Below are 15,574 nucleotides of genomic sequence, written 5' to 3' on the forward strand. Positions count from 1 at the left end.
TGTGTAGATACCTGTGCTAATCGGGAGCATGCCCCCTCCCACATTTTGCTCTGCACTGTGTCAGGGTCAGGGTGGGCTGTTTTTCAGGCGCCCGGCAGTATCGATACTCACCACCACCGACAACCCAGGTCGCAACCGCTCGCTCTCGGCTTGATCCGGATCCACCGTAATCCTCACTGGCACGCGCTGGGCGATCTTGACGAAGTTGCCGGTGGCGTTGTCCGCCTGCAACAGGCTGAACTCCGAGCCGGTTGCAGGCGAGATGTGCTGCACCGTGCCATGGAATTTGCGATGGTTCAGCGCGTCAACGGTGAAGGTTACCGGCTGGCCGACCTGCACATTGTCCATCTGGGTTTCCTTCATGTTGGCGATCACCCACAGTTGCTTGGGCACCAGGGCCATCAATTGCGCGCCGGAGTTAACGTAGGCACCCAGGCGCACGCCGATCTGCCCCAACTGACCATCGCGTGGCGCGGTGATGCGGGTGTTGGACAAATCGATCCGCGCCAGTTCCACCGCCGCCTCGGCACTGGCGACTGCCGCTTCCAGGGAGCCGCGATTGACGATCACTGTTTGCAGGTCTTGCCGGGCAATTTCCAGGCTGGCCTGGGCCTGGGCTACGGCGGCAATGGTCTGGGCATTGGCGGCGCGGGTCACGTCCAGCTCGCGCTTGGACACCGAGCCATCGCTGATCAATTCTTCGTTGCGACGCAAGTCGGCGGTACTTTTGCGCGCCTGGGCCTGGCTGTCGACCAACGCGGCCTGGCGCAGCTTGATGGTCGCTTCGGCGCTGTTGCGTTGTTGCACCACATTGGCCAGCGACGCTTTCTGCACGGCCAGTTGCGCCAGGGCCTGGTCCAGGCGCTGTTTGTAGATGCGGTCATCCAGGCGTACCAGCAGGTCCCCCGCTTTTACATACTGGAAATCCTGCACCGGTACTTCGAACACATAGCCGCCAAGTTGCGGGCCGATAATCGTCACCTGCCCGCGCACCAGAGCGTTTTCGGTGGTTTCCACCGCACTGCTGAACGGCGGCAATTGCCAGGCGTACAGCACGATCAGCACACCGATGATGGCGATGGCGGCAAAACCCAGGGACGAGATGATGCGCACGCGCAAAGGCCGCAATTGCGTGGGCACGGCGCCCGGTGGCGTGCTGCCTTCAGGTGTGGCAGCGATGGCGGTTGTGGTGGTGGTTGAAGGTTCGGTCATGAAGTCGCGCCGCTGGGTTGAACAGGAGGGATTGCCTTGGTGGTGCTCATCAACCATAGGCTGCGGGTGAAGATCCACAGCATGGTCAGGATCGCGATAATCGCGATCAGCATGAACACATCGTTGTAAGCCATTACATTCGCTTCACGGGTGGCCGCCGTGGCCAGGCTGCGGATGCCCATCAGGTTGCGCAGTTCCGGGTCGGCGACGATGCCACCGTAGGCCGACCCGCCGCTCTGCACTCGCGCCGCCACACGGGGGTCGATCAAGGTCAGGTGCTCGACGATCATGCTTGAGTGATACTTCTCGCGCACGGTCTGGAAGGTGCCCAGCAACGCCGCGCCGATCAGGCCGCCGAGGTTCTGGCAAATCCCGAACATCACCGAGAAGCTCACCAGGTTGCGCGGGTTGGTCAGCACGTTTTTCGTGCCCAGCACCATGGTCGGCCCGAGGAAGAACGTGCCGCCAAAGCCTAGCAGGAACTGGCTGATATAGAGGTTTTGCGGGCGCGTCAGGTTGCTGGAAAAACTGTCCATCACCGAACCTGTCGCCATCAGTGCCAGGGAAATCACCAATGGCATCAACAGGTGCGCCGGGTTGATCGTCAACGCGCTGACTACCAGCCCGGCAATCGCCCCGGCCAGCATCACCACATATAAGGTATGCATTTGCTGGTAGCTCATGTTCAGCATTTGCATGAACCCCACCGCACCGGTGGATTGCTCGGACAGCACCATGCGAATCAGCACTACCGCCAAGGCCAGGCGAATCATCACGCCGCTGCCCAGCCAGCGCGTCATCAGCATCGGGTTGCTGCGGTTATGCTCGATGGCCAGCCCCGCCATGATCAGTACCAGCGAGCAGGCCGAGGCCACACCGATCCACGGCGCTTCCAGCCACCAGTCAATACGCCCCAGGGACAGCACCGCGCACAGTAAAGCAACGCCAGTGGCAAGGATGGCGAAGGTGAGGAAGTCGAGTTTTTCAAAGGTCTTGAAGCGGTCACCGGGCGGCAGCTTGAGCAGGAACACGCAGCCCAGGCAGATCAGCGCCAGGCCCAGTTCAAACAGGTACAACCCGCGCCATTCGGCGATCTGCAGCAAGTCTTCGGAAAACAGCCGCGCCAGGGGCAGCGCCAATTGCGCGGTGCCCAGCCCCAGCACCAAGGCTTTCAAGCGCCACTTGGCCGGGAACGCCTGGATCATGTAGTACAAACCCAACGAGCTCAGCGCCGCGCCGACCATGCCGTGAGCCGCCCTCACCGCAATGGCCGAGTTGAGGTCGTTGACAAACAAGTGGCCGAAAGTCACCAGCGCATACAACACCAGGAACACTTCGGTAAACGCACGCAGGCCGAACTGCTGACGAAACTTCACCAGCAGCAGGTTCATGCACACGTTGGTCATGACATACGCGGCGGGCAGCCAGGCCATTTCCGCGGTGGTCGCACCCAATGCGCCTTGCAGGTATTGCAGGTTGGCGATAACCAGGGCATTGCCCAGGCCACCGGTGATAGCTACCAGCACGCCTACCAGCGCAAACAGCCAGCGCTTGTGGGTGGGGTGCAGCGGCGTCGACGGCGAGCCGGGCAGGCTCGGCCGCTCGTGGGGCTGCCAGGTGTGGGGGGTGTATTTATCCATTCGGTGACCTTGGTGAGCCGACGTGCAAGGTCGGTGAAGCGCTTACTCAGGTAGTAGTAAACCTGAGCAGCGCTCATCTTTCCATGGCGAACGCACAATTGATCTTCAAACGGCCGAAAGGCGGCATCGGCTGGCCCACTGCCTGCGCCGAGCGGCTCACCTCAACGATCGGGGTCCGGCTTGATCGCTATCTCAGGCACAGGGTTATAGAACGGCCCATAGTCGAGCAGCAATTCATCACCTTTCTTGATGTCTTTGAGTGCCACATAGAACGTCAGGTTTTTCCCGACAGCTACGGAAACGACATTGTTCGACTTCCACACCGGCCCATTGCGCAGTTGCGAGGTATTGATCAGGCTCAGGGTGTTACCCGTGTGCAGCCCACTCACCGTGCGTACGCCCGAACGTGTACCGAACAGGTAAGTCAGCACAGCCCGTGAACCTTGCTTACGTTGCTCTTGGAACAGCGACGCCTCGTCTGCATGGTATTTGCCGGCATACGGGCCAAGCACTTCAAACTGGGGAATGTCGCGCCGCGCCCACACCGAAGCGCCGCGAGCCGGCCCACCATCGTCCAGCGGCGTGACCACTTCCAGCACTTCATCAAACCGGGACTGATGCTCGCATTCGGTCCGCAGCCAGTCTTTGATCGACGCCTTGATCTGGGCTGAAACACGCGTCTTCGTTACGCTATCAAGCCCATCCAGAACACCATTCCAATGGGCGATACGGATGTTATCGATAGGACCTTCAAGTGATTGGGTCAAGCTGAGCCTGGGGTTCGTCGGGTCCTGCAAAATCGGCAAGGTATTGTCGAACTGATGAGGCGGCAATAGAGAAGAAGCGTCGGTCTCAACCTTGACAACGACGACGTCCGCAGATGATCCAGGGATCTGTTCCCCCTGTGGCGTGTTGGTGGGATTGTTCAGGTCTGAAGACTTCGACGGCGGCGGATCCAGAGGGTCTTGCGCAGGCCGTTTTCGTGTTGCACTCGCATCAGGTTGCTCGGGCACGGGAAGCTGCGGGATATCTTGCTCTGCCCGATTGAGGCGTTGCACGGTCGCCGCTTTCAAAGAGCCATCGGCGTTGACGTACTGATGCCAAGTGTTTGGGTTGAGCCCATGTTGGCTCAAGAACTGCGACGGCGTGACTGACGTGTTCGATTGAGCGAAGAGCGCCCGCCACTGGCGTAGATGGTCATCAGTAAGCGCGGTATAGGTGCGACCGGCCGCCCTGTTCAGCAACGCTTCACCGGCCGGCCCCAGGCCACCATCTTGCCGCACACAATTTTTGAACGTACTCGTATTAAGGTGATGATGGCCGGCAAACCCGTTCATGGTCATTGCGTCACGCGCCTGCTGTGTCTTGCTTTGCCAATCGCGGATATGCGTTTCGGTCAGCATATTGAAGGGTGTATTGGCCGCACGGTCGCGCACAATCTTGCCGGTATCGCTCAACTGGCCGTCAGGCTGCACATAGTAGGCAAAGGTTTTCGGCGAGAGGTTCCTCTGCTGGGCAAAGTCCTCACGGGTAATGCTTCGCGGTTGCGCGGACGACAACGCCTCCCACTCGTGTAGATGTTCACCCGTGATGATCTGTTTGCGTGCCGAAGTCTGGAAGGTGGGGGCAAGCGCGGTGTTTTGCTCTGCCTGATTGAGACGTCGCAAGGCCGCCTCTTTCAAGGAACCATCCTTTTTAACGAAACGACTCCAACTGCCTGGGCTGAGCCTGTGTTGGCTCATGAACTGCGCTGACGTCACTACGTTGTTCGGTTGTGCCAAGAGCGTGCGCCACTGGTGTAGATGCTCATCGGTAATCACCTCATAGGCAGTACCGGCAGCCCTGCCCAATAGCTCTTCACCCTCTGGCCCCAGGCTGCCATCGACCCGCACATAATTTTTGAGCGTATGCGAATTCAGGTGATGATGAACGGCAAACCCGTCTAGGGTCATGGCGCCACGCTCCTGCCGAGTCAAGCTTCGCCAACTCTGGATATGCGCTTCGGTCACCTTGTTGAACGGCGTGTTGGCGGGGCGGTTGCGCACGATCAAGCCGGTCTCGCTCAGTCGACCGTCAGCTTTCACACAGTACTCAAACGTTTTCCAGGGCAGTTGGTGCTGGCGGGCAAAGCCCTTGGGGGTAAGCCTTATTTGCTCCTGGCGCGGCAATGCTTCCCACGCCTGCAAATGTTCAGCGGTGATCTGCTTTGCACCACCGGTTGCCCCCAGGCGGTGCCATTGGTCACCCTGTATATGCTGGACCAACAACTCGGTCTGCCGGTTGTTGTGATAAACCCGGGCCTGCACAACGCCGTCCTCCGTGCGCGACACCTGGCGGACTTCGTACACCGCCGCCTTACCGTGGCTGTCGATATGACGTATATGAGACATGTGCCCATCGGCGGCCACATACACGCCCTGGCCATTACGTAAAAGGCCAGCAATACGCGACTCAGGCACGTTGAAGTGACCAAACCATTCATGGCTCAGTTCGCTCACTTCTTCGAGGTGCGGCGCGCCCACCTTACCGGCGACAGCCTGGGTTGCGACCGCGAACTCCTCGAGCGGGCTGCCATAAGGTCGCATCGCGTCGGCATCAAAAGCATACCAATGGCCGTTCTTGAGCACGGCGGCGCCCTCCACCATCTGTTCGGCCACCTTCACCACGCCTGTCGCCGCTGCGTCATACTGCTTGCTGATCGCCTTCAATACGTCGTAACTGCCGGTGGCACCTCTGAGTTTATTGACGGTTTTGGACAGTACATACAAGCCACCGCTGCCCACCAACCTGGCCAAATCACCCAAACCACCCACCGGATTGAGCAGGTCAATCGTGGCGACGCCAATGACTTTGGCAGCCTTTAGCGCCTTGGCACCGCTGGAGAGAACAGCGCTGCCGATCTTGAGCAGTTTTCCAGCCGTGGTGGCCCCTGCAGTAACAAAGCCGAAGATGTCCAGCATGAGATCAAATGCCGCCTCGCCATATTTGCCATTCTGAATATTGACGATGGCCGATCTGAAGGGGATCAGGTTCAACAAAAAATCGTTCAACGGTTTGGGGCTGTAATACTCGTCTATGGGAGTCTGCCCGCGTGCCTGTTCTTTTATTGCAGGGTCATCGAGATCAAGGTGTTGGACAAAGGCGTCGGCAATCGAACGGGATCGAGCGCTGGTGAAACTATTCACAAGTGAGTCACTCAATGGGCGTTCACGACCCAGACCATCTGCGTTATGACGGGGCGTGAACGCTTTGGTCGTAGAAACATTTTTGCCTGCCTTGGACTCCTGAACCTGCGCTGCGTACACGCTCGCCCTTTCAATCGAACCTTTATTGAAGTCGATGACGTAGGCTTTTGTCGTGCCATGCAGTTCAGTTTTGACCAACAGTCCAGGTTTATTTTGACCCTGCGTATTATTGAAATGACCATCCATGACGTATGAGCCTTCTTGGAAAAAGCTGATTTTTCCAAACTCGAAGTTCTTCCTATCCGCAGATGGGAGCTGCGAGATCATGTGCCTGACGGTTGTATTGACGGCAGCCTTTTTTTCCTGAATGGCGCGTGTGAACTGCTGTTCGAAAGCCTCCCTGACACCGAACGTGAGGTTACTGTTCACCGCCTCTATGGGAATGCGGGGGTCACTCGATTTAAGTGGTCTCGGATTCGGCAAGTCCATCTTGGCGTAGTCCAAGAGTGAATGAGTGCCGCTTATCCCGTTTTGCCCGTGCTTCACGCCAGACGCATCAGTGCTGAGTGCTTTGACTTCAAACAGCGCGCCCAAGTCTCCAAACCGCTCCTGCAACTTGATCTGTGCGATTTCTGTTCGCGTCGATATTGCCTTGTCCAGTATTTTTGAAGCAGACATCCGCTCATCAAGCTGTTGGTTGAACTCGGTCCTGACGGTTTCAAGTTGTGCAGCGGTGTAGGTGTCAGCGTTTCTTTTGGGGATGATTTCATTCGCAACGCCCCAATCGAATAACGCGGCAGTCTGGGCATGCTGAGTGGCCACAGGGTCAACCCGTCGGGCGTTTTCAGCCTCGCTCATGACCTGCGCAAACGTCATGCCGGGGACTTTGCCCGGGGTGTGCGCCTCAATCGTCATCGCAGCCATCGTCAGGCTGGCCCACGCCTGACTGCCGACCTTTACCGTCGGGGGAATGTCTTTGATCAGAAACTGCGGTACCGCCTTGGCCAGCAACAGGTACGCACCAACACTCGCCAGTGCAGCGCTGGTTGTGCCAGTACTGCTCAAATGTTCGGCCAAGCCGGCCACGACCTTGGAGGCGTGGTGCCCCCCACGTGTGTCACTGCCCAGGTCGAAACCGGCAACGCTGTTGCGATCGGGCGCAGTGATCGACTCAGGGTCCATCTGCAGGGCGATAGCGGCCAGCAGGTAATCGCTTGCGCTGCTTTCGCTGTCAACGCCTTGCATGGTTTGCTGTAGCGCTTTGCCCATCCGCTGCCCTTGCGGGGAGTTGACCAGTGCCTGGAGTATTTTAGCCGGGTCGTCGCCCGCCTCTGCCGGCAGCGGCTGCCGATACCGCAGAAACTCCAGCACCCCGCCCTGGGTTTGCATCACCAGCGGTTGGTCGCCAAGGGCGTGTTGGTGATTCATCGTGACAAGACGCAAGCGCCGCTGTTCGTCTGCGCTCAAGGGAACCGGCCAGGACAATGCGCCTCCCAGATTACCCAGCAAGGGAGATGGGCTGCTGGGTAACGGCCTATCCTGGCTGAGACGAGGGGGCGTCATTGAGGTGTCGACGCCGTCGGTCACAGGTGATGACGGATGTTCATCTGTCGGCAGGGGAAGCGAAAAATGCGTACTTGCAGCGGTAATGCTTGTCATAAAACGCCTATGCGTAGTCGAGGAGTCCGGCGCTTGCGGCCGTTCACTGAGTGTCAGCACCCAATGAGGAGGTTCCCGACCAACTGCAAGACTTCGTGACCGTGCACCGCTACCGCGTCAGAGCAACGCGCTGACAAACATGCCAATCGCCACCACCCCACACAGGCTGGCGAACCCCACTTGCAACACCCGCGCGGGGATGACCGAACACAACCGCCTTCCCGCCAACATGCCGACGACACTCGCGCCGATAAACACCCAGCCCACCGGCTCGATGCTCACGCCCGCATGAAACGCACCGGCCACGCCGATCAGCGATAGCAGGCTGACCACCATCAACGATGTGGCGACGATCCCGCGCATCTGCACGTCGGTCAGTTGTTTGAACGCCGGCACTATCAGGAAGCCGCCGCCCACGCCCAGCAAGCCCGATACCGCACCCGTCACAGCTCCCAGCGCAGCCAGGGTGGCGCTGCACTTGGCGGTCCAGGAGAAGCGCCCGGTTTGTTGATCCAGCATGCAGTTCTTCTGGCCCCATGAGGCGGCGCCATGGTCACTCGGCCCCGCCTCGCGCTTTTCCCGTTGCAGCATGCGCCAGGCCACCAGCACCATCAGGGCGCTGAACAACCCCATCAGCACCGGCTCCGACAGTTGGTGGGCGACGAACACGCCCAACGGCGAAAACAGCGCGCCGAGCAAGGCGATCAACAACGCCGCGCGGTAACGCACCAGGCCATGGCGCAAGCCATCGATGGCCCCCACCGCCGCTGCCGCGCCCACTGCGAGCAACGACACCGGCGCGGCCTGGGTCATCGTCAACCCCAGCCCCAGCACCAACGCCGGCACCCCAAGGATGCCGCCGCCCGCGCCGGTCAGGCCCATGACCAGGCCCATCAATACACCCAACAGACTGGCCAGCAGCATTCAGTCCACCTTGCTCAGACGGGTCAGCCACTCGCGGCCCTTGAGCATGCCGTTCCAGTAGAACCACGGCAGCAGCGTGGCCTTGAGGAACCACATCGAACGGCGCGCCCGAGTCGGATCCAGGGGAAAGGTCGGCAGCAGCTTGCCGCCGTAGCCGAACTCGGCCAGTACCACCTTGCCCTTCTCCACCGTCAGCGGGCAGGAGCCATAGCCGTCGTACTTGAGCGGCAGCGGCGCCTGTTTGCGCAGGGCCAGCAGGTTTTCGGCCACCACCACGATTTGCTTGCGCACCGCCGCCGCCGTCTTGGCGTTGGTGGTGCCGCACACATCACCCAGGCCGAAGACGTGCGGGTAGCGCAGGTGTTGCAGGCTGTGGGGGTTCACTTCGCACCAGCCGGCGGCGTCGGCAAGCTCGCTTTCGCGGATAAAGTCCGGGGCCAGCTGCGGCGGCACGACGTGCAACATATCGAAGGTTTTCTCTTCGACGCTCACGTTGCCTTCGGCGTCCTTGACTTCGAACCAGGCTTTACGCGCCGGGCCGTCGACTTTTACCAGGTTGGAATTGAACGCCAGGCGCGCGTTGTATTTTTCGACGTATTTCATCAACGGCGGCACAAAGGTCGCCACGCCGAACAGCGCAGCGCCGGCCAGGTTGAACTCCACCTCGATGTTTTTCAGGGCGCCCTGCTTGAGCCAGTGATCACAGGACAGGTACATGGCTTTTTGCGGCGCTCCGGCGCATTTGATCGGCATGGCCGGCTGGGTGAACAGCGCCTTGCCGCCCTTGAGCTGCTGCACCAGTTGCCAGGTGTACGCGGCGTGCTCGTAGCTGTAGTTGGAGGTGACGCCGTGCTGGCCGAGGGTGTCTGGCAAGCCCTCGATTTTCTCCCAGGCCAGACGCAGGCCGGGGCAGACGATGAGGTTTTGCCAGGTGACGCGCTGACCGCTGTCGAGCACCAGGGTTTGCTCGTCGGGCAGCACTTCGCTGACGGCGGCCTGTACCCAACTGACGCCATTGGGCAGCACATCGGCCAGGGGGCGGCGGGTCTTTTGCAGGTCGTAGGCACCACCGCCGACCAGGGTCCAGGCCGGCTGGTAGCAGTGGTAGTCGTTAGGTTCGATCAGGGTGATGTTCAGGTGCGGCTCGCGCTTGAGCAGGCTGGCCAGCAGGCCGATGCCTGCCGAGCCGCCGCCGATGACTACGATATCGCCACTGATGGTCGGTCCCCAGTGTTGTTCGGTCATTGTCTACTGCCTTTTTGAGTCAATGCACACAAGGGTCGCTGCCGGATGGCGTCACGCCCAGCTTTTTATGACCGCGCCGCAATACAGCCCGGACAGGGTCTTCATCACTTGAATCACTTCATGGCTGGCCAGGCCGTAGAAAATGTATTTGCCTTCTCGCCGGGTGGCGACCAGCCCTTCATCGCGCAGGATGCCCAACTGTTGTGACAGCGTGGGCTGGCGCACGCCAGTCAGGGCTTCCAGCTCGCCGACGTTGCGCTCGCCCTGGGTCAACTGGCACAGGATCAACAGTCGGTCTTCATTAGCCAGGGCCTTGAGCAAGGAACAAGCCTTGGACGCCGACGCACGCAACTGGGCGACTTCGCCCTCACTCAAGGTAGATTCCATTTGCTTCGGGTCCTTTATGTCACTTAAGCTCAAAACATTATGTGTAAACGTAAACTGATTGTAACCACTTTTTTCTTCATTGGGGACAGCCGCCATGCCAGCGTTGATTCAAGCCTTTCTGGATGACGCATCGTCGACCTATACCTACATCGTCTATGAAGCGGATGGCGGCCCCTGCGCCATTGTCGACTCGGTACTCAACTACGACCCGGCGTCGGGGCGTACCGATACCGCCCAGGCTGACAAGGTGATTGCGTTCGTGCGCGAGCATGGCTTGCAGGTGCAGTGGTTGCTGGAAACCCACGCTCATGCTGATCATCTTTCCGCCGCGCCCTACCTGCGTCGCACCTTGGGCGGCAAGATCGCGATAGGCGAATCGATCAGCAAGGTGCAGGGCGTGTTCAAAAACCTGTTCAACCTGGAGCCGGAATTTCGCGTCGACGGTTCGCAGTTCGATCACCTGTTTGCGCCGGATGAAATTTTTCATATCGGCGGTTTGAAAGCCCAAGCCCTGCATGTGCCGGGACACACCCCTGCCGACATGGCCTACTTGATCGACGGCCGCTTGATCCTGGTGGGCGACACGCTGTTCATGCCCGACGTCGGCACCGCCCGCTGCGATTTCCCCGGCGGCGATGCGCGGCAGTTGTACGCATCGATGCGCAAGCTGTTGGCGTTCCCCTCGGATACCAAGCTGTATGTGTGCCATGACTACCCGCCCGAGGGCCGTGAGGCCAAGTGCCAGACCACTGTGGCGGAACAAAGGGCGGGGAATATCCATGTGCATGATGGGGTGGATGAAGCGGCGTTTGTAGAGATGCGCACCCAGCGTGATGCCGGGTTGGGAATGCCGACCTTGTTGCTGCCGGCGATCCAGGTGAATGTGCGGGCGGGGCATATGCCGCCGGCGGAAGAAAACGGCGTGACCTACCTGAAGATCCCCCTCAACCAACTTTGAAATACAGTAAAAAAATGTGGGAGGGGGCTTGCTCCCGATAGCAGTGGATCAGCTACACATAAGTTGACTGTCACACCGCCATCGGGGGCAAGCCCCCTTCCACATTTTTACCGCGTTGAGTCAGTTGCCCAGGCTGATGCCATTGGCTGGCAACGGCAACGCCGTCTTGTAGCGCACTTGCTTCAAGGCAAAGCTGGAGCGAATGTTGGCCACCCCCGGCACCTTGGTCAAAAAGTCCATCATGAAACGCTCCAGCGACTGGATCGTCGGCACCAGCACCCGGATCAAATAATCCGGATCACCCGCCATCAGGTAGCACTCCATCACCTCGGGCCGGTCCGAGATCGCCCCTTCGAACTGCTGCAACGCCAACTCATTCTGCTTTTCCAGGCTTACATGGATGAACACGTTGACGTGCAGCCCCAACAGGTCGGCATCCAGCAGCGTGACCTGCTCACGAATCAGGCCCAGTTCTTCCATCGCCTTGACCCGGTTGAAACACGGCGTGGGCGACAGGTTGACCGAGCGGGCCAGGTCGGCGTTGGTGATGCGGGCGTTCTCCTGCAGGGCGTTGAGAATGCCAATATCGGTACGGTCCAGTTTGCGCATGAGACAAAATCACCTGTTTATTATGTTTATGCAGTTTTTTTATCCGCAAATGACGGTGAGCGCAATGAAACACAGATAAATATTCTTCTACGCCACGCCTATGATTGTTGTAGGACAAGATTTCTTCTACCCGAAGACTGACTGTCAGCTAGCGCGCCCACTACAAGAAATTCACAAGATAGAGCGTAGAAAGCCATGACCCAGCCGTATGCACCGCTGCGCCTGCACGTTCCCGAACCTTCGGGCCGTCCAGGCTGCAAGACCGACTTCACCTACCTGCGTCTGACCGACGCCGGCCTGGTACGCAAACCCGCCATCGACGTAGAACCCGCCGACACCGCCGACCTGGCCAAGGGCCTGATCCGCGTGCTCGACGACCAGGGCCAGGCACTTGGGCCGTGGGCCGAGGGTGTTTCGACCGAGATCATGCGTAAAGGCATGCGCGCCATGCTCAAGACGCGCATCTTCGACAACCGCATGGTGGTTGCCCAGCGCCAGAAAAAAATGTCGTTCTACATGCAAAGCCTTGGCGAAGAAGCCATCGGCAGCGCCCAGGCCCTGGCCTTGAACATCGACGACATGTGCTTCCCCACCTATCGCCAGCAAAGCATTCTGATGGCCCGCGACGTGCCGCTGGTAGACCTGATCTGCCAACTGCTGTCCAACGAGCGCGACCCGCTCAAGGGTCGCCAGTTGCCGATCATGTACTCGGTCAAAGAGGCGGGTTTCTTCACCATTTCCGGCAACCTCGCCACCCAATTCGTGCAGGGCGTGGGTTGGGGCATGGCTTCGGCGATCAAGGGTGATACCAAGATCGCCTCGGCCTGGATCGGCGACGGCGCCACTGCTGAATCAGACTTCCACACCGCCCTCACCTTCGCCCACGTCTACCGCGCGCCGGTAATTCTCAACGTGGTCAATAATCAATGGGCCATCTCCACCTTCCAGGCCATCGCCGGCGGTGAAGCCACCACTTTCGCCGGACGCGGCGTGGGCTGCGGCATCGCCTCACTGCGCGTGGACGGCAATGACTTTATCGCGGTGTATGCCGCCTCGGCCTGGGCTGCCGAACGCGCACGGCGCAACCTGGGGCCAACGTTGATCGAGTGGGTCACCTACCGAGCCGGCCCGCACTCCACCTCCGATGATCCGTCCAAATACCGTCCAGCCGACGACTGGAGCCACTTCCCATTGGGCGACCCGATTGCCCGTCTCAAGCAGCACCTGATCAAGATTGGCCAGTGGTCCGAAGAGGAACATGCGGCGGTCAGTGCCGAACTTGAAGCCGAAGTGGTCAAGGCGCAGAAGGAAGCCGAACAGTACGGCACCCTCGCCGGCGGCCAGATTCCAAGCGCCGCGACCATGTTCGAGGACGTCTATAAAGAGATGCCGGAGCACTTGAAGCGCCAGCGTCAAGAGTTGGGGGTGTGACATGAACGACCACAACAACAGCATCGAACTGGAAACCGCCATGACCACCACCACCATGACCATGATCCAGGCGCTGCGCTCGGCCATGGATGTGATGCTCGAACGTGACGACAACGTGGTGGTGTTCGGCCAGGACGTCGGCTACTTCGGCGGCGTATTCCGTTGCACCGAAGGTTTGCAGACCAAATACGGCAGCTCGCGGGTGTTTGACGCACCGATCTCGGAAAGCGGCATCGTCGGCGTAGCCGTGGGCATGGGTGCGTATGGCCTGCGTCCGGTGGCGGAAATCCAGTTCGCCGACTACGTCTACCCCGCCACCGACCAGATCATTTCCGAAGCGGCGCGCCTGCGCTATCGCTCGGCCGGCCAGTTCACCGCGCCCTTGACCATGCGTATGCCCTGCGGTGGCGGCATCTATGGTGGCCAGACCCACAGCCAGAGTATCGAAGCGGTGTTCACCCAGGTCTGCGGCCTGCGCACGGTGATGCCATCCAACCCCTACGACGCCAAGGGCCTGCTGATCGCCTCCATCGAGAACGATGACCCGGTGATCTTCCTGGAACCCAAGCGCCTGTATAACGGCCCGTTCGACGGCCACCACGATCGCCCGGTAACGCCGTGGTCAAAACACCCGCAAGCGCAGGTACCGGACGGTTACTACACCGTGCCCCTGGACGTGGCCGCCATCGTGCGCCCAGGTTCGGCTGTGACGGTGCTGACCTATGGCACCACCGTGTATGTGTCGCAAGTTGCCGCCGAAGAAACCGGCATCGACGCCGAAGTCATCGATCTGCGCAGCCTGTGGCCGCTGGATTTGGAAACCATCGTCAAGTCGGTGAAAAAGACCGGCCGTTGCGTGGTGGTGCATGAAGCCACGCGCACCTGCGGCTTTGGCGCCGAACTGGTATCGCTGGTGCAAGAGCACTGCTTCCACCACCTGGAAGCGCCGATCGAGCGTGTCACCGGTTGGGACACGCCCTACCCGCACGCGCAGGAGTGGGCGTATTTCCCAGGGCCGTCCCGAGTGGGCGCGGCGTTGAAACGGGTCATGGAGGTCTGAATGGGCACGCACGTTATCAAGATGCCGGACATTGGCGAAGGCATCGCGGAAGTTGAGTTGTCGGTGTGGCATGTGAAGGTCGGCGACCTGGTGGTTGAAGACCAAGTGCTGGCGGATGTGATGACCGACAAGGCGATGGTGGATATTCCCTCGCCGGTCCACGGCAAGGTGATTTCCCTGGGCGGCGAGCCGGGTGAAGTCATGGCGGTGGGAAGTATTTTGATCAGCATTGAAGTCGAAGGCGCAGGCAACACCAAGGAGGTGCCGGTGGCTGCCGAACCGGTGAAGGCGGCGCCCGTGGCCGAAGCCAAACCGGCACCCGCACCGGTAGAAAGCAAACCCGCGCCTACCGTGAAGGCGCCGCAAGCACCCGTGGCCCGCGAAGCCAGCGAGCGCCCGTTGGCCTCCCCGGCCGTGCGCAAACATGCGCTGGATGCCGGGATTCAACTGCGTCTGGTCCATGGCACAGGGCCTGCGGGCCGGATTCTGCACGAAGACCTGGAGGCGTACCTGCACCAGGGGCCGGCCACCAGCGCCAGCGCCGCCAACCCTTACGCCGAGCGCAATGATGAACACCAGATCCCGGTGATCGGTATGCGCCGCAAGATCGCCCAGCGTATGCAGGACGCCACCCGGCGCGCCGCGCATTTCAGCTACGTGGAAGAAATCGACGTCACCGCCCTCGACGAGTTGCGCGTGCATCTCAACGAAAAGCACGGTGCGACACGCGGCAAGCTGACCCTGCTGCCGTTTATCGTACGGGCCATGGTGGTGGCGCTGCGCGACTTCCCGCAGATCAACGCTCGCTACGACGACGAAGCCCAGATCATTACCCGCCTCGGCGCGGTACATGTGGGCGTCGCCACGCAAAGCGACGTGGGCCTGATGGTGCCGGTGGTGCGTCACGCCGAAGCCCGCAGCCTGTGGGGCACTGCCGAAGAAATCGTGCGCCTGGCCAACGCCGCACGCACAGGCAAGGCCAGCCGTGAAGAGCTGTCCGGCTCGACCATCACCCTGACCAGCCTGGGCGCCCTGGGCGGCATCGTCAGCACGCCGGTGCTGAACCTGCCGGAAGTGGCCATCGTCGGCGTCAACCGCATCGTCGAACGGCCCATGGTGATCAAGGGCCAGATCGTGGTGCGCAAGATGATGAACCTCTCCAGCTCCTTCGATCACCGCGTGGTCGACGGCATGGACGCGGCGCAATTCATCCAGGCCATTCGCGGCCTGCTCGAACAACCCGCCAGCCTGTTCCTGGAGTAAG

11 protein-coding genes are annotated in these 15,574 nt (G+C 60.3%); 4 read left to right on the forward strand and 7 right to left on the reverse strand.

Features of this window, described 5'->3' with window-relative positions:
- Positions 1-66 precede the first annotated feature (66 nt).
- The 6 genes from IH404_RS18090 to IH404_RS18115 all read right to left on the reverse strand — a co-directional run bounded on the left by IH404_RS18090 (position 67) and on the right by IH404_RS18115 (position 10,252).
- Entirely contained in the window at positions 67-1,212 is a 1,146-nt protein-coding gene (locus IH404_RS18090) for an HlyD family secretion protein (RefSeq protein ID WP_005789334.1), read from the reverse strand.
- On the reverse strand, positions 1,209-2,852 hold the full coding sequence (locus tag IH404_RS18095; protein WP_005789335.1) for an MFS transporter: 1,644 nt from the start codon (positions 2,850-2,852) through the stop codon (positions 1,209-1,211). Before IH404_RS18095 ends, IH404_RS18090 begins: the two co-directional genes overlap by 4 nt.
- A gap of 161 nt (positions 2,853-3,013) precedes the next feature.
- The gene (locus IH404_RS18100) at positions 3,014-7,504 is read right to left on the reverse strand and encodes an SET domain-containing protein-lysine N-methyltransferase (protein WP_242462615.1); all 4,491 of its coding nucleotides are present in this window, start codon (positions 7,502-7,504) and stop codon (positions 3,014-3,016) included.
- Between the two features lie 309 nt (positions 7,505-7,813).
- Entirely contained in the window at positions 7,814-8,620 is an 807-nt protein-coding gene (locus tag IH404_RS18105) for a sulfite exporter TauE/SafE family protein (RefSeq protein ID WP_005789338.1), read from the reverse strand.
- Positions 8,621-9,865 carry an FAD/NAD(P)-binding oxidoreductase gene (locus IH404_RS18110; protein WP_005789340.1) on the reverse strand — a complete coding sequence of 415 codons (1,245 nt, stop codon included), beginning with the start codon at positions 9,863-9,865 and terminating at the stop codon, positions 8,621-8,623.
- Positions 9,866-9,916: 51 nt separating this feature from the next.
- Positions 9,917-10,252: a metalloregulator ArsR/SmtB family transcription factor gene (locus IH404_RS18115; protein WP_005789341.1), complete on the reverse strand. Its 336-nt coding sequence runs from the start codon at positions 10,250-10,252 to the stop codon at positions 9,917-9,919.
- Positions 10,253-10,346: 94 nt separating this feature from the next.
- Here IH404_RS18115 and IH404_RS18120 point away from each other — a divergent pair, with 94 nt between their 5' ends.
- Positions 10,347-11,210, forward strand: a complete 864-nt coding sequence (locus IH404_RS18120) for an MBL fold metallo-hydrolase (RefSeq protein ID WP_005789343.1) — start codon at positions 10,347-10,349, stop codon at positions 11,208-11,210.
- Positions 11,211-11,330: 120 nt separating this feature from the next.
- Here the strand turns inward: IH404_RS18120 and bkdR are convergent, their stop codons facing one another.
- A complete protein-coding gene (bkdR, locus tag IH404_RS18125) occupies positions 11,331-11,819 on the reverse strand; it encodes a Bkd operon transcriptional regulator BkdR (protein ID WP_005789440.1) in 489 nt (162 codons plus the stop codon).
- A gap of 195 nt (positions 11,820-12,014) precedes the next feature.
- Between bkdR and IH404_RS18130 the strand changes: the two genes are divergently transcribed.
- From IH404_RS18130 to IH404_RS18140, 3 genes are read left to right on the forward strand one after another with little or no spacing between them, the layout of a single operon-like run.
- Positions 12,015-13,250, forward strand: a complete 1,236-nt coding sequence (locus IH404_RS18130) for a 3-methyl-2-oxobutanoate dehydrogenase (2-methylpropanoyl-transferring) subunit alpha (protein WP_005789442.1) — start codon at positions 12,015-12,017, stop codon at positions 13,248-13,250.
- 1 nt (position 13,251) lies between these two features.
- Complete coding sequence (locus IH404_RS18135; RefSeq protein WP_005789444.1) at positions 13,252-14,310, forward strand: alpha-ketoacid dehydrogenase subunit beta; 1,059 nt, start codon at positions 13,252-13,254, stop codon at positions 14,308-14,310.
- On the forward strand, positions 14,311-15,573 hold the full coding sequence (locus IH404_RS18140; protein ID WP_194438649.1) for a dihydrolipoamide acetyltransferase family protein: 1,263 nt from the start codon (positions 14,311-14,313) through the stop codon (positions 15,571-15,573).
- Position 15,574: the final 1 nt, after the last annotated feature.

The sequence above is a fragment of the Pseudomonas sp. OST1909 genome (assembly GCF_015277575.1).
GTDB classification, from domain to species: Bacteria; Pseudomonadota; Gammaproteobacteria; order Pseudomonadales; family Pseudomonadaceae; genus Aquipseudomonas; species Aquipseudomonas synxantha_A.

Bases quoted from the DNA above. Each gene is read 5' to 3' on its own strand.
- IH404_RS18115 (WP_005789341.1), bottom strand. From the start codon at position 10,252: ATGGAATCTACCTTGAGTGAGGGCGAAGTCGCCCAGTTGCGTGCGTCG.
- IH404_RS18140 (WP_194438649.1), top strand. From the start codon at position 14,311: ATGGGCACGCACGTTATCAAGATGCCGGACATTGGCGAAGGCATCGCG.
- IH404_RS18135 (WP_005789444.1), top strand. From the start codon at position 13,252: ATGAACGACCACAACAACAGCATCGAACTGGAAACCGCCATGACCACC.
- IH404_RS18130 (WP_005789442.1), top strand. From the start codon at position 12,015: ATGACCCAGCCGTATGCACCGCTGCGCCTGCACGTTCCCGAACCTTCG.
- IH404_RS18110 (WP_005789340.1), bottom strand. From the start codon at position 9,865: ATGACCGAACAACACTGGGGACCGACCATCAGTGGCGATATCGTAGTC.
- IH404_RS18105 (WP_005789338.1), bottom strand. From the start codon at position 8,620: ATGCTGCTGGCCAGTCTGTTGGGTGTATTGATGGGCCTGGTCATGGGC.
- IH404_RS18090 (WP_005789334.1), bottom strand. From the start codon at position 1,212: ATGACCGAACCTTCAACCACCACCACAACCGCCATCGCTGCCACACCT.
- bkdR (WP_005789440.1), bottom strand. From the start codon at position 11,819: ATGCGCAAACTGGACCGTACCGATATTGGCATTCTCAACGCCCTGCAG.
- IH404_RS18120 (WP_005789343.1), top strand. From the start codon at position 10,347: ATGCCAGCGTTGATTCAAGCCTTTCTGGATGACGCATCGTCGACCTAT.
- IH404_RS18095 (WP_005789335.1), bottom strand. From the start codon at position 2,852: ATGGATAAATACACCCCCCACACCTGGCAGCCCCACGAGCGGCCGAGC.